Source organism: Amycolatopsis sp. N2S4-7 (genome assembly GCF_058119595.1).
In genome coordinates this window covers 6,584,913-6,604,578 of sequence record NZ_CP172299.1, presented here as the reverse complement: position 1 = coordinate 6,604,578, position 19,666 = coordinate 6,584,913, and the positions used below count along the sequence as shown (strand labels likewise).

The window sequence follows — 19,666 nt, the reverse complement described above, 5'->3', positions numbered from 1 at the left end:
ACCTAGACTGCGGGCCGTGGGACAGCTCATCGCGGACGGACAGCTGCGCGTCGGCCTCATCGGCGCCGGCCCGTGGGCGGCGACGGTGCACGCGCCCGGCCTGGCGGATCACCCCGGCACGGCGCTCACCGCGGTCTGGGCCCGGCGGCCGGAGGCGGCGCAAGCGCTTGCGGACACGCACTGCGCGGCCACCGCGAGCAGTGTCGAGGAGCTGTTCGAACAGGTGGACGCCGTCGCGCTCGCCGTGCCACCCGCAGTTCAGGCCGAGCTGGGCGTGCGCGCGGCCGAAGCGGGGAAGCACCTGATCCTCGAGAAGCCGATCGCCGCCGACCTGGCCGGCGCGCAGCGGCTCGCCGACGCGGTCGCGGCCGCGGACGTCGCCGCGCTCGTCGTGCTGACCCTGCGGTTCTCGGCGCAGACCCAGGAGTGGCTCGCCGGCCTCGCCCAGGCGGGCGGCTGGGCCGGCGGCGGCGCGCGCTGGCTGTCCGGCGCCCTGCTCGGCGGCCAGTACGCGACGTCGGAGTGGCGCCAGGACGACGGCGGCGCGCTGTTCGACATCGGCCCGCACGCGCTCGACCTGCTGGACGCCGCGCTCGGCCCGATCACCGAGGTCGTGGCGGCCCGGCAGAGCCCGGGCGACCTCTGGCACCTGATGCTGGCCCACGACGACGGCGTGGTCAGCACCGCCACGCTCTCGCTGCGGCTCCCGGTGCAGCCGACCGTCGTCGAGGTCGCCGTCTGGGGTCAACACGGCTACCGGACCCTCGGGCGCAAACCGGGCTCGGCGCAGGAGTCCTACACCGCGCTGCTGGACGACTTCGCGGCGATGATCGCGAGCGGCACCACGGCCCACCCCTGCGACGTCCGGCGCGGCCTCCACCTGCAGGCCCTGCTCGAGCAGGCGCGCGACTTGGCCGCCAAGTAGTACACAGGGCAGCTTCGCGGATTTACGTTGTGAAGTAAGGGTTCCTCACAAACTCCCCGAATTCATCCACAGGGTTGTCCACAGCCTCCACTGTGGACAGTTCGCCTCCTGACCGAACCACGGAAAGCCCCGCCGCGCCACCGGAAAGATCACCGAATACTGCGGCCCCTCGGACTGCCGAGTCGACTTGCGGCCCGGCGCCGCAGAAGACTTCCCGTCCGCTACGCGACCGCGACAGCCGGCGTCGACTGCGCCGCCTGCCTCGTCGCCTTCCTGGTGTTTTGCCTGGTCACCATGCCCATCGGCGACTCCGCCGAGAGCACGCTCGACCTCGTGCCCGGCGCCGATCTGACCGCGGCATTCGGCGGCGACGGTTCCCTCTGGCAGGTGATCGGCAACGTCCTGCTGCTGTGCCCGCTCGGTGCGCTGCCGGCCCTGCGGGTGCGCCGCCTGCGCGCCCTGCTGCGGGTCACGCTCGCCGCGTCGATCGCATCGGTGCTGGTGGAAGGTACGCAATATCTGATCCACACCCGGCCGCGTGACGTCGACCGACGACGTCCTGCTGAACACGGCGGGCGCGACGCTCGGCGCGGCCCTCAGCCGCCGCGGGTGGCGCGCGCTCGACGCCCGTGCCGGTGATTCCGGCGCCCCGCCGGACGATCTGCGAGGACGCGCGCTACGCCGCCATCTCGCACCCGGAACGCCAGCAATCCGGTTGCGGGCCGTGCGAAACTGGCTCGGTAGAGCCCTTCGAGTCAAGGAATGACCGCCTATGCCTGGCGCCGTCTCCGGCGTCGGCCCCCGCTAGGCCCGACGCCCAGCGTTCGGCCCGCAGGCCCGTTCACGGCTGCGGTTCCTTGCCGTGCTCTCGAAAGGCTCAAACCCAGCAATGTCCGCTATCCAGACGTATGTCCGCAAGACGGCGCCGCGCGGCCGGGCGACCGAACAGGTCGGCCCGTTCCTCGCGACCTACTCATCGGGTACGGCGCACCCGATGCTCAACTACGCGATCCCGGACGACGGCGCGAAGCCGACGGCGGCCGAGATCGACGCGCTGACCGAGGCGTACCGGCGGCGGAACCTGCTCCCGCGGCTGGAGTACTTCACCGACGTCGCCCCCGACCTGGAGAACAGGCTGGTCGAGGCGGGGTACACGCTCGAACGGCGGGTGCCGTTGATGACCTGCACCGCCGCGGGTCGGATCGATCGGCCCGTCCCGGCGGGCATCCGGTTGCGGGTCCCGGAGGCCGGTGAGGACTTCCGGCGCATGCGGCAGGCGCAGAACACGGCGTTCGGCGAACCCGCCGAGATCGGCGACGAAGAGGTCGACGAGCTGAAGTCCGGCATCGACACCGGGGTGCGCCACCTCCTGGCGGAGGAGGCCGCCACCGGGGTGGTCGTCGGTGGCGGGCTGGCGCTCGAAATCGTCGACGGCACCACCGAGATCGCCGGGATCGCCGTTCTCGAGCCCTACCGCGGGCGCGGCATCGCCGCGGCGCTCACCGCGCACCTCACCCGCGAGGTCCACGAGGCCGGCGCGCGCACGGCGTTCCTCACCCCCGGTGACCTGGGGATCGGGAACGTCTACGCCCGCGTCGGCTACCGGCCGGCGGGTGAGTGCGTGCACCTCTCGCTGAGCTAGTCCTCGAAGCGGCCGGAGCGGCCACGTTTCACGTCGCTCCGGCGCTTCTTCGACGCCAGGCGGCGCTCCTTCGAACCGCGAGACGGTTTCGTGGGGCGCCGCTTGGCCGGCGGCGGGGCCGACGCTTCGAGCAGGAGGTTCGCCAGCCGGCCTCGCGCCGCTTCACGGTTCTGCAACTGCGAGCGGTGTTCGCTCGCCGCGATCGTCAGGACGCCGTCGACCAGCCGCGAGCCGAGCCCGTCCAGCACCCGGTCACGCAGGTGGTCCGGGATCGACGGCGACGAAGCGACGTCGAAGGACAGCTCGACCCGCGAGTCCGTGGTGTTCACGCCCTGCCCACCGGGACCGGACGACCGCGAAAAGCGCTCGTTCAACTCGGCTCCCGGGATCACGAACCGGGAGCCGATCACCACGTCCTCGGCTGCCACCCCTCAAGTGTGACAGCCGCGATCAACCCCGTTTCAGAACCGGGGGTGGTCGCCCGAGAGCACCGCGCGCGGGCCGTCGACGTCGTCGGCGGGCTGGACCTCACCCAGCACCCACGCCGGGACGTGCCGCGCGGTGAGCATGGCCAGCGCCCGGTCGACGTCTTCGGCGCCGACGATCGCGACCATGCCGACACCCATGTTGAACGTCTTCTCCAGCTCGGCGCGTTCGACCTTGCCCCGCTGGCCGATCAGGGCGAACACCGCCGACGGCGTCCAGGTGCCGCGGTCGAGCCGGGCGACCAGGCCGCGCGGCATGACCCGGGCCAGGTTGGCCTCCAGGCCACCGCCGGTGACGTGCGCGAACGTCCGGACTTCGGTCTCGGCCGCGAGCGCCAGGCAGTCCTTCGCGTAGATCCGCGTCGGCTCCAGCAGCTCCTCGCCGAGGGTGCGGCCGAACTCCTCGACGTGCCCGCCGAGCGGCATCCGCGCGATGTCCAGCAGCACGTGCCGGGCCAGGGAGTAGCCGTTCGAGTGCAGGCCCGACGAGCCGAGCGCCAGCACGACGTCGCCCGGGCGGACCTTCTCCGGGCCGAGGAGCGCGGACGCCTCGACCACGCCGATGCCGGTGGCCGACATGTCGTAGTCGTGCTCGCCCATCATCCCGGGGTGTTCCGCGGTCTCGCCGCCGAGCAGCGCGCAGCCGGCCTGGACGCAGCCTTCGGCGATGCCGCCGACCAGCGCGGCGATCTTCTCCGGCAGCACCTTGCCGACGGCGATGTAGTCCTGGAGGAACAGCGGCTCGGCGCCGGTCACGACCAGGTCGTCGACCACCATGGCGACCAGGTCGATGCCGACCGTGTCGTGCTTGTCCAGCGCCTGCGCCACCGCGATCTTGGTGCCGACGCCGTCGGTCGACGACGCGAGGATCGGCTCCTTCCACTTGTCGAGCTTCAGGGAGAAGAGCCCGGCGAAGCCGCCGACGCCGCCCAGCACCTCGGGCCTCGTGGCCCGCTCGGCGTGCGGCTTGAGCAGCTCGACGGCTTGGTCACCGGCGTCGATGCTGACGCCGGCGGCGGCGTACGTGGCGCTCGTGGACTCGCTCACGGTGGAAGGACTCCCTACTGGAAGGACTGCTAGGGACGCCGGACGGCGTCTTCGGCACCGTACCCGGCGGGGCTGACCGGGGTCGCCGCGCCATTGACCGCGTCGAGGCTTTCGAGCAGGTGTTTCCCGATCAGCGCGTCCTCCGGCAGCGGAATCGGGTACTCGCCGGAGAAGCACGCCGTGCACAGCCGCGACTTCGGCTGCTCCGTGGCCGCGACCAGGCCCTCGAGGGAAATGTAGCCCAGGGAGTCGGCCCCGATCGAGCGCCGGATGCCGTCCAGGTCGACGCCGTTCGCGACCAGCTCGGCCCGCGAGGCGAAGTCGATGCCGTAGAAGCACGGCCAGCGCACGGGCGGTGACGCGATCCGGACGTGCACCTCGAGCGCACCGGCCTCCCGCAGCATCCGGACCAGCGCCCGCTGGGTGTTGCCGCGGACGATCGAGTCGTCCACCACGACCAGGCGCTTGCCGCGGATGACGTCGCGCAGCGGGTTCAGCTTGAGCCGGATGCCGAGCTGGCGGATGGTCTGCGACGGCTGGATGAACGTGCGCCCGACGTAGGCGTTCTTCACCAGGCCGGTGCCGTAGGGGATGCCGGAGCCCTGCGCGTAGCCGATCGCGGCGGGCGTGCCCGACTCCGGCACCGGCATGACCAGGTCGGCCTCGACCGGCTGCTCGGCAGCGAGGCGGCGGCCGATCTCGACGCGGGTGGCGTGCACGCCGCGGCCGGCGATCGTGGTGTCGGGGCGGGCGAGGTAGACGTATTCGAAGACGCAGCCCTTGGGGTCCGGGTTCGCGAACCGGGAGGAACGCAGGCCCGCAGCGTCGATCGCGATGAGCTCGCCGGGCTCGACTTCGCGAACGAAGGACGCGCCGACGATGTCGAGGCCCGCCGTCTCGCTCGAGACGACCCAGCCGCGCTCGAGCCTGCCGAGCACCAGCGGGTGCACCCCGTGCGGGTCGCGGGCCGCGTAGAGCGTGTTCTCGTCGGCGAAGACCAGGCAGAACGCGCCCTTGAGGGTCGGCAGCAGCTCCATGGCGGCAGCTTCGATGCCCTTGTCCGCGGCGTTCGCGGCGAGCAGGCCGCAGATCAGGTCGGAGTCGCTGGACGAGCCGGTCAGGCCCGCGTGCGGCTTCAGCCCCGCGGCGATCGTGCGTTCACGCAGCTCGGCGGTGTTCACGAGGTTGCCGTTGTGCGCGAAGGACAGGCCGCTGCCGGTCGCGGTGGTGCGGAAGATCGGCTGCGCGTTCTCCCAGATGGTCGCACCGGTGGTCGAGTACCGGCAGTGGCCGACGGCGATGTGGCCCTGCAGCGACTGCAGGATCTGTTCGTCGAAAACCTGGCTGACCAGGCCGAGGTCCTTGAAGACCACGATCTGGGAGCCGTCGGAGACGGAGATGCCGGCTGCCTCCTGGCCCCGGTGCTGCAGGGCGTAGAGGCCGTAGTAGGTCAGCTTCGCAACTTCTTCCCCGGGAGCCCAGACGCCGAAGACGCCACACTCCTCACGGGGTTCCGGTTCGGGCTGGTCGGACACGAGCTGCGGGTCGGAAACCACCGAGGAGCTCCTGGGAAGACGTGGTCAGGCCGGTCTTCAGTGTAGACGGTGCAGACATGAGTCAGGCCCCGCCCGACGTGGTACTGACCACTTCGGACAGGGCCTGGAAATCTTCATGTCTAACAGGCTTCCGGCAACGAGAGGATCTCCGTGAGCACCTGTGCGCCTTCGCCACGGCGGCGCCACAGCCACCGCTCCGGCTCGAAGATGTTCTCTTCGGTGCCGGGCATCCGGGTCGCCACCACGTCGTCCTCGGCGTTGAGCCGGACCACGTCCACCACGTCGTCGTGCACCCGCACGCCGACGACGGCGAGGACCTCGCCGCGCTCGTCGGCGGGGTGGACGAACTGGTAGCCGCGGGCCACCAGCTCCTGCAGTCCGGTTTCGATGTCGAAGACGGGGGCGACGGCGGCCTCAGCCGAGGACATCGTCGAACTCACCGTCCTTCGCGCCCGCCAGGAACGCCGCCATCTCCGCGCGCGTGTACACCAGCGCGGGGCCGGTCGGGAACCGCGAGTTGCGCATCGCGATCTCGCCGGTGGACAGCGGCGCGACCTCGACGCAGTTGCCTACGGCACCGCTGTAGCTCGCCTTGCGCCACGCGGCACCGGACAGCCGATCGGCCGGGATGCCGTTGTCGAATCGCTCAGCCATGTTCCCACCTCTCGATGTGGAAAAGCTTCCGGGGCAATGCAGATGCATGTGCATTTGCCCGCGTATTCGAGGCTAGCACGTGTGGCTGCAGCGGTAAATGCACGTGCAGAATTTCTTGCAAAGTTCTCGCACGGTAAAGAGTCACCAGGTCACGGTTAACCTATCGGGTGATAGTTAAGTACCCTAACGGCCGAACCACTACGCGCGGTTACCGCTGAGCGGGTACACGTCGGCACACAAGCCCAGCTCGGGCCAGGTTTCTAGATCTCCTGGCGGCGCTTCGCGAGCAGAGTGCGGCTCCGCTCCGGCGTCTCCGCGTCGACGGCCAGCATGTCCAGCGCGCGGCTGTACTTCTCGATCTCTTCGCGCTTCTCGATGTAGTGCGCGCCGGTCAGGTACTCGACGTAGGCGATGTTCGGCAGTTCCGGTTCGCCGAACCGCAGCAGCGAAAACGCGTGCTCCGCGGACAGCCCGCTGCGCGAATACGGCAGGACCTGGACCGACACGTGCGGCAGCGCGCTCATCTCGAGCAGGTATTCGATCTGCTGCTTGAGGACCTTCACCCCGCCGATGGGGCGGAACAGCACCGACTCGTCGAGCACCATCCACACGCGTGGCGCGTCCGGCCTGCTGAACATCTTCTGCCGCCGCATCCGCAGCGCGACGAGCTGGTCGACCCGCTCGTCGGCCATCTCCGGACGGCCGTGGCTGAAGATCGCCCGCGCGTACGGCTCGATCTGCAGCAGCCCCGACACGTAGAGCGGCTCCCAGATCTGGATTCGCGCGGCGGCCTCTTCGAGGCCGACGAGGTCGGTGAACCAGTTCGGCATCGTGTCGCCGAAGCGCCGCCACCAGCCCGGCTCGTTCGACTGCTTGACCATGTCGAGGAACGTCTGGCGCTCCGTCGGGTCCTCGACGCCGTACATCGTCAGGAGGTCGGTGACGTCGCGTTCCTTGAAGCCGACGCGGCCCAGCTCCAGCCGGCTGATCTTCGACTCGGACCCGCGGATGTTGTAGCCGGCCTGCTGGCGGGTGATGCCCGCCTCTTCGCGGAGTCGCCTCAGCTGCGAGCCCAGGATCATCCGGCGCGCTGTCGGGCCGATGTTCTGTTCGCCGCTGGACGCGTTCACCGCGTTCATTCCCGGACCTTCCGCGCTCACGTCACCAGGGGGTTCTAGCCCGACTACCGAAAGTACACGTTGGGCCGTCCTGCGCAAAGAGGTGACCCGGTTTACCGCATGCGTGTGGAGTCCTACTCTACGTAGAGTACGAGACTTTCGACACAGAACTTGCGAGGTTCAACATGCCCGACGCCGCGACCCGGACCGAACGAGTTCCTGTGGGGGTCGACCCGACCCGAGCGAGCATCGCGCGCGTGTACGACGCCTTCCTGCTGGGGAAGGACAACTACGAGATCGACCGGGAGGTGCTGCACAAGGTCCAGAAGGCCGCCCCGGAGGCCCAGGACCTGGCCTTCGAGAACCGCGGCTTCCTCATCCGGGCCTGCCGGTTCCTCGCGGGCCAGACCGGCATCACCCAGTTCCTCGACTGCGGGTCCGGCCTGCCCACCGCCGAGAACACCCACCAGGTCGTCCAGCGGATCAACCCGGAGATCAAGGTCGTCTACGTCGACAACGACCCCGTCGTGCTCGCACACGGCCGGGCGCTGCTCGAGGAGAACGAGAACACCCACTTCGTCGCCGAGGACATCTTCGAGCCGCAGCGGATCCTCGAGCACGAGGTCGTCCGGCAGCACATCGACTTCTCGCAGCCGGTCGCCTTCCTCCAGCTGGGCACGCTGCACCACTACAACGGCGCCGCCGAGCGGCCGGCGCAGATCATGAAGGAGTACATCGACGCGCTGCCGTCGGGCTCGTTCGTGGCGGTGTCGCACTTCTTCGACCCCGAGGACGAGGACTCCGCGACCGCGCGCCGCATGGAGGACTTCTTCCTGCACAGCCCGATGGGCTCCGGCACGTTCCGGACGCAGAAGCAGATCGAGGAGCTGTTCCCCGGCCTCGAGATGGTGCCCCCGGGCGTGGTCCGGTGCGCCGACTGGTGGCCGGACGGGCCGCGCCTCAAGGAGCTCAACGTCGCCCAGCGCACCATCGCCGGCGGGATCGGCCGCAAGCCGTAGCCGCCTGCGCTCCCGGTCCGTCAGAGCCGGATCAGGGGGAGCCAGTGGGAAAGGTCGGCCCGGGTGCCCGACGCGGACACCCGGCCGTCCGCCACGGCCGTGGTCCAGTCCAGTCGCCCGGTGGCCAGTTCGAGCCACGTGCGCGGGTCGGTTTCGATCACGTTGGGCGGGGTGCCCCGCGTGTGCCGCGGACCCTCGACGCACTGCACCGCGGCGAACGGCGGGACCCGGACCTCGACCGTGCGGCCCGGCGCGTCGGCCGCCAGCGCGCGCAGGCTGAGGCGGACCGCCGCGGCCAGTTCGGGCCGGGCGGGATCGGGCGCGTCGCCCTGCAGCCACGGGGAAATCGCCTGCACCGCCGCACGTAACTGTCCGGGGTCGACCGAACGCGAAGAGGCCATGGGCAAACAGTAGAGTGGCGCACCAAGAGTTTTCAGGCACACCCGAGAACGTGGGGATGACGATGGCGCAGCGGGACGAGGCGGATCGGATGGTTTCGCAGCAGCCCACCGGAAGCGGAGCCGATCGCCCCGGCAGGCACGGCAAGCAGAACCGGGCCGCGCGGCGCGGCGGCCAGCAGGCCCGGCGTTCCGGCAAGCACGGCACACCCGAGATCACCGCCGAGATGCGCACGAACGCCCGCGCCAACCCCAACAGCTGGCTCTACGTCATCGACGAGGCCTTCGACCCGAACGGCCCGGTCCCGTCGTGGGCGGTCGTCGGCGCCTACCCGGTGAACGCCGCCGGCGACGTCGTCGCCGACTTCCACCCCAACGACCGGTACCGGCCCTCGCCCAAGGCGCTCGGTTTCCCGGAGCCGACGAACGACCTCGAGCAGCTGCTGCAGCTCGTCCGCACCGAGCACCGGCCGCCGTCGGACCTGCCGAAGGTCGTCCTCGACTCGACGCTGTTCGTCTACGCGATGTCGCCCGTGCAGCGCACCGTCATCGGCTTCCACAACACGGACGGCCGGGTCATGGTGCCCGCCTACACGCGCAAGGCGCTGGTGCCGCGCGAGTGGCCGCACGCCCGCGCCGTGCTCGGCCGCGACATCGTCCGCCTGCTCGGCGGGCACCCGGTCGCGATCAACCCGCACGACCTGATCACGGCTGTCGTGCCGGCGGAGCACCTGATGAAGGCCATCGCGGACGAACAGCGCTGACCTGCGGCTTCAACCCCATCGGGTGACCATCCGAGTCGCCGATCCGGCGGCTCGGGTGCATCGTGAGACTGGATAAGTCTCACGAGACCGGTGGGGAGCAAGAGGGTGAAACTTCGTTCATTGCCCTTCGCCGTCTTCGCCGCCGTCCTGCTCGTCGCCGGGCAGGCGCCGGCGACGGCCGCCGACATCTACACCGGGGCCGAAGACCACTACGCGGGTTCGCAGATCGCGAAGGTCGAAGGCGTCGGCGAGGCGCCCGACGTGCTGTACGGGACCGACGACCAGCAGCTCGGGCACGACGTCAGCGGCCACCAGGGCCCGGTTGACTGGCCGGGCGCGACGAAGTCGGGCGCGAAGTTCGTCTACGTCAAGGCGACCGAGGGCACCGGCTTCGTCAACCCGCAGTTCGCGCAGCAGTACAACGGCTCCTACAACGCCGGCCTGATCCGCGGCGCCTACCACTTCGCCCGGCCGGACATCTCCGGCGGCGCCGAGCAGGCGCGGTACTTCCTCGCCCACGGCGGGGGCTGGTCGGCCGACGGCAAGACCCTGCCCGGCGCGCTCGACGCGGAGTACAACCCGTACGGCGAAACCTGCTACGGCAAGGACGCCGCGGGCATGGTCGGGTGGATCCGCGACTTCTCCGACACCTACCGCGCGGCGACCGGCCGGTTCCCGACGATCTACACGTCGACGAGCTGGTGGAAGCGCTGCACCGCGAACAACGGCGGCTTCGGCGGCAATCCGCTGTGGATCGCCCGCTACAACACGGCCATCGGGGAGCTGCCCGCAGGCTGGGGCGTGCACACGATCTGGCAGTTCGCCGACCGCGGCCCGCTGCCCGGCGACCAGAACTGGTTCAACGGCGCGGCCGACCGGCTGCTCGCGCTCGCGCTGGGCTGAACGGCCCAACGTTCGAGTAATAAGTGTTAACCGGTCACCAATTGAAGATCAACTTCCCGGGAAAATCACCCACACGTATACCCAATTTCACGGAACTGAGTGACAAACGCCACTTCGTCCCTAACAATCGTGCACGGGCGGCTACCTGCAGTAAGCCGCCCTCAGCGAGGGTATCTGTGAAGGGATTCAACGATGTCCACTTCCCGAAGAAGGCGGTTCTTCGCCGCCCTGGTCGTCCCGGCCACGCTGCTCCTGCTCGGCAGCACGGCCCAGGCGACGACGTTCTCCCCCGAGGTCGACCCGGTGGCCGCGATCAACGCGGACATCGCCCAGCACAACCACGAACTGGGGTCGCAGATCCGGCGCGTCGAAGGTGACAAGTCGACACCGGAGACGCAGAAAGCCGCCCTGCAACCGCAGCCCGCCCAGGCCATCCCGAACCAGGTTCTGGCCACAGTGGCCGGCATGGACGTCGCCAGCTACCAGGGCAACGTCGACTGGGCGAACTGGTGGAACCAGGGCAAGCGGTTCGTCTGGACCAAGGCCACGGAAAGCACCAGCTACACCAACCCGTACTTCGCGCAGCAGTACAACGGCTCCTACAACCAGGGCTTCATCCGCGGCGCCTACCACTTCGCCACACCGAACACCTCGAGCGGCGCGGCGCAGGCGACGTACTTCGTCTCCCACGGCGGCGGCTGGTCGGGCGACGGCAAGACGCTGCCCGGGGCGCTGGACATGGAGTACAACCCGTACGGCTCGACCTGCTACGGCCTGAGCAAGGCGGCGATGACGGCGTGGATCCTCGACTTCCACGACACCTACCACGCCAAAACCGGCCGGTACCCGGTGATCTACACGTCGACGAGCTGGTGGAGCAGCTGCGTGAGCGGTGACTTCTCCAGCACGGCCCCGCTCTGGGTCGCGCGGTACTCGTCGTCGGTCGGCACCCTGCCCTACAACTGGGGCTTCTACACGGTCTGGCAGTACACCTCGAGCCCGCTCGACCAGGACACCTTCAACGGTGCCTACGACCGGCTCCAGGCCCTCGCCAACGGCTGACCCGCACCACCCGGCTCCCGGATCGTGACGACTTCGCGTCGTCACGGCCGGGAGCCGGTTTCATGCCGTACCGTCCGAGCTTGCAGAATGCTGCTCACACGTCCTCGGGGGAACCGCACGCGTCCACCGGACGTCGGAAGCGCACGAACACCCAGCGCCCGGAAGGCATGGAAAGATGACGTACCCGCCTCAGCCGGGCCAGCCCGGTCAGCCCGACCCGTACGGCCAGCAGCCGCAGTCCGGCGGCTTCCAGCAGCAGCCGTACCCGCAGCAGGGCGGGTGGGACCCCAACCAGCAGCAGTACCCGACGCAGCAGTACCCGCAGGGCTGGGACCCCAGCCAGCAGCAGGGATACCCGTCGGGCGGCTTCCCGGCGACCCCGCAGCCGCAGTGGGGCGACCCGAACGCCCAGCAGCAGTCGGCGTGGGGTGACCCGAACGCCCAGCAGCAGTCGGCGTGGGGTGACCCGAACGCCCAGCAGCAGTCGGCGTGGGCGGACCCGAACGCGCAGCAGTACGGGCAGCAGGCCTGGGACCCGAACCAGGGCGGCCAGATGTCCGGCTGGGACCCGGCGACCGGCGGTTACTCGCAGGGCTTCGGCGGGCCGCCGGCGCCGCCGAAGAAGAGCAAGACCGGGATGTGGATCGCCATCGGCGCCGCCGTGGTGGTCGTGCTCGCGCTGGTGGGCATCACCGGGTTCGTCGCGCCCGGGTTCTTCCTGTCGAAGGACGACAACGTCGCGGCGCCGCCGGCGTCGAGCACGTCTGCGAAGCCGTCGACGCCGAAGTCGACCACGAAGAAGACGCCGACCACGAAGCCGTCGGCGCCGAGCGGCTCGGGCGCGTCGGACGCCAAGGCCGTCCTGCAGGGCTTCATCGACAAGCTGAACGCGGGCGACAAGGCGGGCGCGCTCGCGATGGGCTGCTCCGACTCGAAGGACCTGCTCGACTCGTGGCTCAAGACGTTCCTCAAGCCGCCGCTGCAGCTGCAGCTCGGCGAGGTGCCGGACGACGAGTACCTCGTCGAGGGCCAGGTCACCGGGACGTCCGCGGGCAAGAACGTCAAGGGCACGCTGAGCGCGACGAACTTCGACGACAAGGGCTTCTGCGTCAGCACCATGCTCGTCTCCTGACCGGTGAAGCTGTGGCGATCACCGCTGGCGTGGACGTTCTTCGCGTCGGTGGTGCTGCTGCTCGGGGTCGGCGGCTGGCTGCTGACCGACCCCGCCACCAGCCGCAGTGACGCGCTGAAGACCGGCGGCCTGGCCGGCGGCGCGATCGTGGCGCTGTACGCGCTGTGGCTGAACGACCGCCGCCGCCGGGTCGAGGAGCGGCGCCAGGACATCGAGCGGCAGCGGCACGAACTCGAGTCGCAGCGCGCGGAACAGGACCGCGAGCGGGTGGCGGACGAGCGGTTCGCGAAGGCCGTCGAGCTGCTCGGGCACGAGGCCGACCAGGTGCGGGTGGGAGCGCTGCACGCGTTGGCGGGGCTGGCGCGCAACCGGCCTGCGTACGCGCAGACGGTGCTGGACGTGCTGTGTTCCTACCTGCGGCGGCCGTTCACGCACGCCCGCTACGACGAATCCGTCGCCGAGTCGCCGGAGCAGGAACGCGAGCTCACGGTCCGGCTCACCGCACAGCGGCTGGTCACCGAACTCCTGCCCGCACGCGACGCCGACGGTCCGGCGTACGACCTGGACCTGACCGGCGCCAGGCTCGAGTACCTCGACCTCTCGGGCAAGCTGCTCGGTGGTCTGCTGCTGCGGTACGCGTCCCTGCACAGCAGCACGAACCTCAGCGGCTGCCGCTTCAAGGGCCGCGCGTACTTCACCGCGGCAGGCACCGACGACGGCAGGCTCGTCGGGTACTTCCGGTGCCGCGGCGCGGTTTTCGAGAGCCACGCCTGGTTCAGCGGGACCCGGTTCGCCGAAGACGCGGACTTCGCCGAGACGACCTTCGCGGGCCGCACGGCGTTCAAGGACGCGGAGTTCGCGCGGGGCGCGTTCTTCACGGGGGCGACCGCCTCGGCCGAACTGGACCTGCGCCGCACGGCGTTCGGGGGACAGACGGACCTGCGGTTCGCGGCGCTCCCGGACGCGGTTTCGCTGTACAACACCCGGGTCCGAGCCGAGAAGGACGTCCAGCTGCCCTCGGCGTGGGCGCTGGAAGAACTGCGCGACGGCGAGGCGCGGATCGTCGCCAAGGTGGGCTGAGCAGCCGGATCCGTTGGGGCCTTCGGCGCGAAGGCCCCAACGGAACGGTCAGTTGAACAGGGCGGGGAGCGTGCTCTCCCACGCCTCGCGCAGCTCGTCGAGCGTGAACTCCGTGATGCCCTGCAGCTCCAGCGCGCCCGACTCCGGGTCCACGACACCGGTCTTGCGCCACGGGAGGCCGCGGGCCGTGCACATCTCGGTGAACCGCAGCTCCTCCGTGCGCGGGACCGCCACCAGCACGCGGCCCGCCGACTCGGAGAACAGCTGGACGAACGGGTCCTGGGCGTCGTCGAGGAACACCCGGGCGCCGCACTGTCCGATCAGGACGGTCTCGACCAGCGTCTGGATCAGGCCGCCGTCGGACAGGTCGTGCGCGGCCGAGATCATGCCGTCGCGGGAGCCCGCCACCAGGATCTCGCCCAGCAGCTTCTCGCGCGCCAGGTCCACCTTCGGGGGCACGCCGCCGAGGTGGCCGTGGAGCTCGCGGGCCCACGCCGAACCGTCCAGCTCGTCGTGCGTTTCGCCCAGCAGCAGCAGGGTTTCGCCCGCTTCCGCGCCGATCCCCGTCGGGATGCGGCGGGTGACGTCGTCGATCACGCCGAGCACGCCGATCACCGGCGTCGGCAGGATCGCCGTCGAGCCCGTCTGGTTGAAGAAGCTGACGTTGCCGCCGGTGACCGGGATGCCGAGCTCGACGCAGCCGTCCGCGAGGCCGTGCACCGCCTGCTCGAACTGCCACATCACGCCCGGGTCCGTCGGCGCGCCGAAGTTCAGGCAGTCCGACACCGCGACCGGGGTCGCGCCGCCCGTCGCCACGTTGCGGTACGCCTCCGCCAGCGCCAGCTGCGCGCCGCGGTACGGGTCGAGGTAGACGAACTTGCTGTTGCAGTCCGTCGCAACCGAAACACCGCGGCCGGACGATTCGTCGATCCGGATCATGCCGGAGTCCGACGGCTGCGCCAGGACACTGTTGCCCCGGACGTACCGGTCGTACTGCGACGTCACCCATTCCTTCGACGCCTGGTTCGGCGAGGAGATGAGCTTGAGGACGTCCGCGCGCAGTTCGTCCGGAGTGGACGGACGCGGCAGCCGGTCCGAGGTGTCGGCGACCAGGGCGTCCTGAGTGGACGGACGCTCGATCGGCCGGTCGTACACCGGGCCCTGGTGGGCGACCGTGTGGGCCGGGACGTCGACGACGACCTCGTCGTGCCAGGTGATGACCAGGTGCTCGCCGTCGGTGACCTCGCCGATGTCGGTGGCGATGACGTCCCACTTGCGGCACACCGCCATGAACGCCTCGACGTTCTCCGGCGTGACGACCGCGCACATGCGCTCCTGCGACTCGCTGGAGAGCACCTCGGCGGGGGTCATCCCGGTGGCGCGCAACGGAACGCGGTCGAGGTAGATGTGCATGCCGCCGTCGCCGGCCGCGGCCAGCTCCGACGTCGCGCAGGACAGCCCGGCGCCGCCGAGGTCCTGGATGCCGACCACGAGGTCCTGGGCGAACAGCTCGAGGCAGCACTCGATGAGCACCTTCTCGGTGAACGGGTCGCCCACCTGGACGCTCGGCAGCTTCTTGCGGCCCGCCGCCGACTCGTCACCCGAGAAGGTGTCACTCGCCAGGACGGAAACGCCGCCGATGCCGTCGAGGCCGGTGCGGGCGCCGAACAGGATGATCTTGTTGCCGGTACCGGACGCGAACGCCAGGTGCAGGTCCTCGACGCGCATCGCCCCGACGCACAGCGCGTTCACCAGCGGGTTGCCGGAGTAGGACGGGTCGAAGACGAGCTCGCCGCCGATGTTCGGCAGGCCGAGGCAGTTGCCGTAGCCGCCGACGCCGGCGACGACACCGGGCAGCACGCGCTTGGTGTCGGGGGCGTCGGCCGGGCCGAAGCGCAGGGCGTCGGCCACCGCGAGCGGCCGCGCGCCCATCGCCATGATGTCGCGGACGATGCCGCCGACGCCGGTCGCGGCGCCCTGGTACGGCTCCACATAGGACGGGTGGTTGTGGCTCTCCACCTTGAAGGTGACCGCCCAGCCCTCGCCGATGTCGACGACGCCCGCGTTCTCCCCGATGCCGGCCAGCATCTTGGCCTTCATCTCGTCGGTGGCGGTCTCCCCGAAGTACCGCAGGTGCTTCTTCGACGACTTGTAGGAGCAGTGCTCGCTCCACATCACCGAGTACATCGCCAGCTCGGCGTCGGTGGGCCGGCGGCCGAGGATTTCCCGGATGCGGGCGTACTCGTCGTCGGCGAGCCCGAGCTCGCGGTACGGCTGGGTGTGGTCCGGGGTCGCCCCGGCGCGCTCGGTGGTGTCAACGGTGCTGGTCACGGTGTCCGTGTCAGGGTTCGCCACGGCCGCCAGGATACGTGCCGCCCGGTGGTGCCCCGGACGGTGGGCCGCCGAAAATCGGTCGCCATCGGGTGGGTATCGGCTTACCGTCGGGAATCGTGCTTTCCGCCACATACCCCTTTCCGCCGCTGCGGCTGCCCGCGCGGCCGACCGCGAGCCGCTTCCTGCTCGCCGTGTTCCGTGCCCGGCTGGGCACGGTGCTCGGCGCGGCCGCGATCGGTGTCGTCTGGGCGCTGCCGGGCGCGCTGGTGCCCCTGGTGGTCGGCCAGGGCATCGGCGCCGTCAGCGCACACGACGGCGCCGCCGTCGGCCGCTGGGCGCTGGCCGCGGCCCTGCTCGGGGTCGTGCAGACGCTGACCGGGACCTGGCTGCACTTCCTCAACTACGGCTTGTGGCTGCACGGCGCGGGCTCGACGCAACGGGCGGTGTCGGCGCACACCACGCGCGTCGGCGCCGGCCTGCGCGAGCAGACGACCACCGGCAACCTCGTCGCGATCAGCACCACGGACATCAACCACATCGGCAACACCGTCGAGATGACCGGCCGGGCGTTCGGCTCGCTGCTGGCGTTCGTCGTGGTGGCGGTGTGGCTGATCTCGACGTCACCGCTGCTGGGCGTGGTCGCGCTGGTCGGCGTGCCGGTCGCCGTGCTGGGCATCGGGCCGCTGCTGGCGCCGCTGCAGAAGCGCAAGGCGAAGCAGCGTGAGAAGCGCGGAGACGTCAACGCGCTCGGCGCGGACATCGTGTCCGGCCTGCGGATCCTGCGCGGCATCGGCGGCGAGCGGCGGTTCTTCGCCCGCTTCCGGGAAACGAGCCAGCGGGTGCGGCGGGCCGGCATCGAGGTCGGCAAGGCCGAGGCGTGGCTCGCCGGGGCGGAGATCGCCCTGCCCGGCCTGGTCACCGTGGTGATCACCTGGCTGGGGGCGCGGCTGGCCGTGGCCGGGGAGATCGGCGTCGGGCAGCTGGTGGCCTTCTACGGCGTTTCGGCGTTCCTCATCTGGCCGGTCACCGCCGCGACGGAGGCGGTCGGCTCGATCACGTCCGGCCTGGTCGCGGCGCGGAAGGTTGTCGCGCTCCTGGCCATGCGCCCGAAGCTGGCGGACCCGGAGAGGCCGGTGCCGCTGCCCGATGGGCCCCTAGAGCTGGTGGACACCGAGTCCGGGGTCCGCGTCGCGGCCGGACGGCTGACGGTCGTCGACTTCGGCGCGGACGGCGAGGCGGTGGCCGACCGGCTGGCCCGGTTCGCCGATCCGGCCGAGGGCGAAGAGGTGCTGGTCGGCGGGGTCCGGGCGGACCACGTCGCGCTCGCGGAGCTGCGGCAGCGGGTCGTGTACGCGCACAACCAGGACATCTGGTTCTCCGGCGTGCTGCGTGAGCAGCTGGCGCCGGCGCGGCCGACCGGCGTCAGCATCACCGATGCGCTGTACGCGGCCGACGCCGACGACATCGTCGAGGCGCTGCCCGGCGGCGTCGACGAGGTGATCGGCGAGCGCGGCCGCGAGGTGTCCGGTGGCCAGCGGCAGCGGCTGAACCTGGCCCGCGCGCTGGCCGTCGACGCCGACGTCCTGGTGCTGGACGAGCCGACGTCGGCGGTCGACGCGCACACGGAGGCACGCATCACCGAACGCGTCGCGGAGCTGCGGCGCGGCAAGACGACGGTGGTGTTCAGCCAGAGTCCCTTGTGGACACATGTGGCCGACGAGGTTTTCACGGCGAAGGTAGTGACGGTATGAAACGGCTCCCCACGGCGTCCCGGCGGGACGTCCGGCGCTGGGCGCTGAAGACGGCGGCGAGCCACAAACGCGAGTTCGGCCTGCTGCTGGGCTCGCTGGCCGTCGCCACGCTGATCGGGCTGGCCGGGCCGCAGCTGCTCGGCGCGCTGGTCGACGACGTCGCGGCCGGCACGACGACGGGCCACGTCGACGTGCTGGCGGTGGCGTTCCTCGCGATCCTGGTGCTGCAGGCGCTGGCGCGGAAGATCGCCCGGATGCGCGGTGCGGTGTTCGGCGAGCTGGTGCTGGCCGAGACGCGCGAGGAGTTCGTCGGGACGGCGCTGCAGCTGCCGCTCGGCACGGTCGAGGCGGCCGGCACGGGCGACCTGCTCAGCCGGGCCACCACCGACCTCGGCCGGATCGACCACGCGGCGCGGTTCGCGGCGCCGGAGATCCTGGTCGCGGCGGTGACCGTGGTGTTCACGGTCGCGGCCATGGTGCTGACGTCGCCGCTGCTGTCGCTGGGCCTGCTGGTCGCGGTGCCGCTGCTGGTGCCCGTCAACGTCTGGTACCAGCGGCGGATCCCGTCGATCATGCAGTGGATGCTCGACCGCTGGGCGGACCTGACGACCAGCGTCCACGAGACGGCGGAGGGCGCGCGCACGGTCGAGGCGCTCGGGCTGACCGGGCGGCGGATCGACGCGGCACACGACGCGCTGGACCAGAGCATCCTCGGCGAGCGGCGGATGCGGGCGCTGCAGCTGCGGTGGCTGCCGTCGCTGGAGATCAGCTACGTCGTGCCGCTGGCGGTCATGCTGCCGCTCGGGCTGCTCGCGTACACGCGCGGGTGGGCCGGGCTCGGCGAGATCACCACGGTGCTGCTGTACATGCAGGCGATGGCGGCGCCGCTCAACGAGGCGCTGTTCTGGCTGGAGGACCTGCAGGTCGCGGCGGCCGCGGCGCGCCGGATCCGCGGCGTCCACTCGGTGTCCCTCGAAGAGTCGACCAAGGTGACGGAGGTGCCGCGCGGGCGGGACATCGACGTCCACGGCGTCCGGTTCAGCTACACCGCCGACCGCGAGGTGCTGCACGGCATCGACCTGCGGGTCCCGCGCGGCGAGCGGCTGGCGATCGTCGGGCCGTCCGGGGCGGGCAAGTCCACGCTCGGCCGGCTGCTGGCGGGCATCGCGGCGCCGTCGTCCGGGTCGGTCCGGATCGGTGGCCAGGACGTCTCGGCCCTGGCCGACGACATCCTGCGCGGCGAGGTCCTGCTGCTGACCCAGGAGCACCACGTGTTCTCGGGGACGCTGCGGCAGAACCTGGCGCTGCCGGCGCGCCGGGCGGGCGGCGACTGGACGGACGACGAGCTGCTGGCGGCGCTGGCCTCGGCGGGCGCGTCGGAGTGGGTCGCGTCGCTGCCGTCCGGGCTCGACACGAAGCTGGGTTCGGGCGAGCACCCCGTCCCCGCGGCGATCGCGCAGCAGCTGGCGCTGGCCCGGGTGGTGCTGGCGGACCCGCACACGCTGGTGCTGGACGAAGCGACGTCCCTGTTGGACACCGGTTCGGCGCGTGACCTGGAGAAGTCGCTGAACAGCGTGCTCGAGGGTCGCACGGTGATCGCGATCGCCCACCGCCTGCACACGGCCGCGGCGGCCGACCGGGTCGCCGTGGTCGAGGGCGGCCGGATCACGGAGCTGGGGCCCCACGCGTCCCTCCTGGCGGCGGGCGGTTCGTACGCCCGCCTGGTGGCGGCGGCTTCGTAGTCCGGAATGTCCGGAACGGTCGACGTGTTGCTCCCCGTGGATGACCATCTACCT

At 70.9% G+C, this 19,666-nt stretch carries 19 protein-coding genes; 11 read left to right on the top strand and 8 right to left on the bottom strand.

Annotated features, from left to right (window positions below):
• Positions 1-16 precede the first annotated feature (16 nt).
• From ACH54P_RS31185 to ACH54P_RS31175, 3 genes are all read left to right on the top strand, one after another.
• A complete protein-coding gene (locus ACH54P_RS31185) occupies positions 17-925 on the top strand; it encodes a Gfo/Idh/MocA family protein (protein WP_489906893.1) in 909 nt (302 codons plus the stop codon).
• Positions 926-1,219: 294 nt separating this feature from the next.
• Positions 1,220-1,564: a VanZ family protein gene (locus ACH54P_RS31180; protein ID WP_489906892.1), complete on the top strand. Its 345-nt coding sequence runs from the start codon at positions 1,220-1,222 to the stop codon at positions 1,562-1,564.
• Between the two features lie 250 nt (positions 1,565-1,814).
• Complete coding sequence (locus ACH54P_RS31175; protein WP_489906891.1) at positions 1,815-2,567, top strand: GNAT family N-acetyltransferase; 753 nt, start codon at positions 1,815-1,817, stop codon at positions 2,565-2,567.
• On the opposite strand, the gene arfB is transcribed toward ACH54P_RS31175, so the two are convergent.
• From arfB to ACH54P_RS31145, 6 genes are all read right to left on the bottom strand, one after another.
• Positions 2,564-2,980, bottom strand: coding sequence for an alternative ribosome rescue aminoacyl-tRNA hydrolase ArfB (gene arfB / locus ACH54P_RS31170; RefSeq protein WP_489916736.1), 417 nt, complete (start codon positions 2,978-2,980; stop codon positions 2,564-2,566). The genes ACH54P_RS31175 and arfB overlap by 4 nt on opposite strands.
• Positions 2,981-3,028: 48 nt before the next feature.
• Positions 3,029-4,099, bottom strand: a complete 1,071-nt coding sequence (gene purM / locus ACH54P_RS31165; protein WP_489906890.1) for a phosphoribosylformylglycinamidine cyclo-ligase — start codon at positions 4,097-4,099, stop codon at positions 3,029-3,031.
• Positions 4,100-4,128: 29 nt separating this feature from the next.
• Positions 4,129-5,655, bottom strand: a complete 1,527-nt coding sequence (gene purF / locus ACH54P_RS31160) for an amidophosphoribosyltransferase (RefSeq protein WP_489906889.1) — start codon at positions 5,653-5,655, stop codon at positions 4,129-4,131.
• A 119-nt stretch (positions 5,656-5,774) separates the two neighbouring features.
• Positions 5,775-6,083, bottom strand: coding sequence for a hypothetical protein (locus ACH54P_RS31155; protein ID WP_489906888.1), 309 nt, complete (start codon positions 6,081-6,083; stop codon positions 5,775-5,777).
• On the bottom strand, positions 6,070-6,309 hold the full coding sequence (locus ACH54P_RS31150; protein ID WP_489906887.1) for a DUF397 domain-containing protein: 240 nt from the start codon (positions 6,307-6,309) through the stop codon (positions 6,070-6,072). Before ACH54P_RS31150 ends, ACH54P_RS31155 begins: the two co-directional genes overlap by 14 nt.
• Positions 6,310-6,569: 260 nt before the next feature.
• Positions 6,570-7,448, bottom strand: coding sequence for a Sco1979 family transcriptional regulator (locus ACH54P_RS31145; RefSeq protein WP_489906886.1), 879 nt, complete (start codon positions 7,446-7,448; stop codon positions 6,570-6,572).
• A gap of 200 nt (positions 7,449-7,648) precedes the next feature.
• On the opposite strand from ACH54P_RS31145, the gene ACH54P_RS31140 reads away from it, so the two are divergent.
• A complete protein-coding gene (locus ACH54P_RS31140) occupies positions 7,649-8,446 on the top strand; it encodes an SAM-dependent methyltransferase (RefSeq protein ID WP_489906885.1) in 798 nt (265 codons plus the stop codon).
• 20 nt (positions 8,447-8,466) lie between these two features.
• Here ACH54P_RS31140 and ACH54P_RS31135 read toward each other — a convergent pair whose 3' ends face one another.
• Positions 8,467-8,847 carry a sterol carrier family protein gene (locus tag ACH54P_RS31135; RefSeq protein ID WP_489906884.1) on the bottom strand — a complete coding sequence of 127 codons (381 nt, stop codon included), beginning with the start codon at positions 8,845-8,847 and terminating at the stop codon, positions 8,467-8,469.
• Between the two features lie 56 nt (positions 8,848-8,903).
• On the opposite strand from ACH54P_RS31135, the gene ACH54P_RS31130 reads away from it, so the two are divergent.
• From ACH54P_RS31130 to ACH54P_RS31110, 5 genes are all read left to right on the top strand, one after another.
• Positions 8,904-9,608, top strand: coding sequence for a type VII secretion system-associated protein (locus tag ACH54P_RS31130; protein ID WP_489906883.1), 705 nt, complete (start codon positions 8,904-8,906; stop codon positions 9,606-9,608).
• Positions 9,609-9,713: 105 nt separating this feature from the next.
• Complete coding sequence (locus ACH54P_RS31125; RefSeq protein ID WP_489906882.1) at positions 9,714-10,511, top strand: lysozyme; 798 nt, start codon at positions 9,714-9,716, stop codon at positions 10,509-10,511.
• Positions 10,512-10,703: 192 nt separating this feature from the next.
• The gene (locus tag ACH54P_RS31120) at positions 10,704-11,573 is read left to right on the top strand and encodes a lysozyme (RefSeq protein WP_489906881.1); all 870 of its coding nucleotides are present in this window, start codon (positions 10,704-10,706) and stop codon (positions 11,571-11,573) included.
• Positions 11,574-11,748: 175 nt separating this feature from the next.
• Entirely contained in the window at positions 11,749-12,705 is a 957-nt protein-coding gene (locus ACH54P_RS31115) for a hypothetical protein (RefSeq protein ID WP_489906880.1), read from the top strand.
• Positions 12,706-12,708: 3 nt separating this feature from the next.
• Complete coding sequence (locus ACH54P_RS31110) at positions 12,709-13,785, top strand: pentapeptide repeat-containing protein (protein ID WP_489906879.1); 1,077 nt, start codon at positions 12,709-12,711, stop codon at positions 13,783-13,785.
• A 48-nt stretch (positions 13,786-13,833) separates the two neighbouring features.
• Here the strand turns inward: ACH54P_RS31110 and purL are convergent, their stop codons facing one another.
• Positions 13,834-16,140, bottom strand: a complete 2,307-nt coding sequence (gene purL, locus ACH54P_RS31105) for a phosphoribosylformylglycinamidine synthase subunit PurL (protein WP_489906878.1) — start codon at positions 16,138-16,140, stop codon at positions 13,834-13,836.
• 95 nt (positions 16,141-16,235) lie between these two features.
• On the opposite strand from purL, the gene ACH54P_RS31100 reads away from it, so the two are divergent.
• Entirely contained in the window at positions 16,236-17,870 is a 1,635-nt protein-coding gene (locus ACH54P_RS31100) for an ABC transporter ATP-binding protein (protein ID WP_489906877.1), read from the top strand.
• Positions 17,867-19,612, top strand: a complete 1,746-nt coding sequence (locus ACH54P_RS31095; RefSeq protein WP_489906876.1) for an ABC transporter ATP-binding protein — start codon at positions 17,867-17,869, stop codon at positions 19,610-19,612. Before ACH54P_RS31100 ends, ACH54P_RS31095 begins: the two co-directional genes overlap by 4 nt.
• Positions 19,613-19,666: the final 54 nt, after the last annotated feature.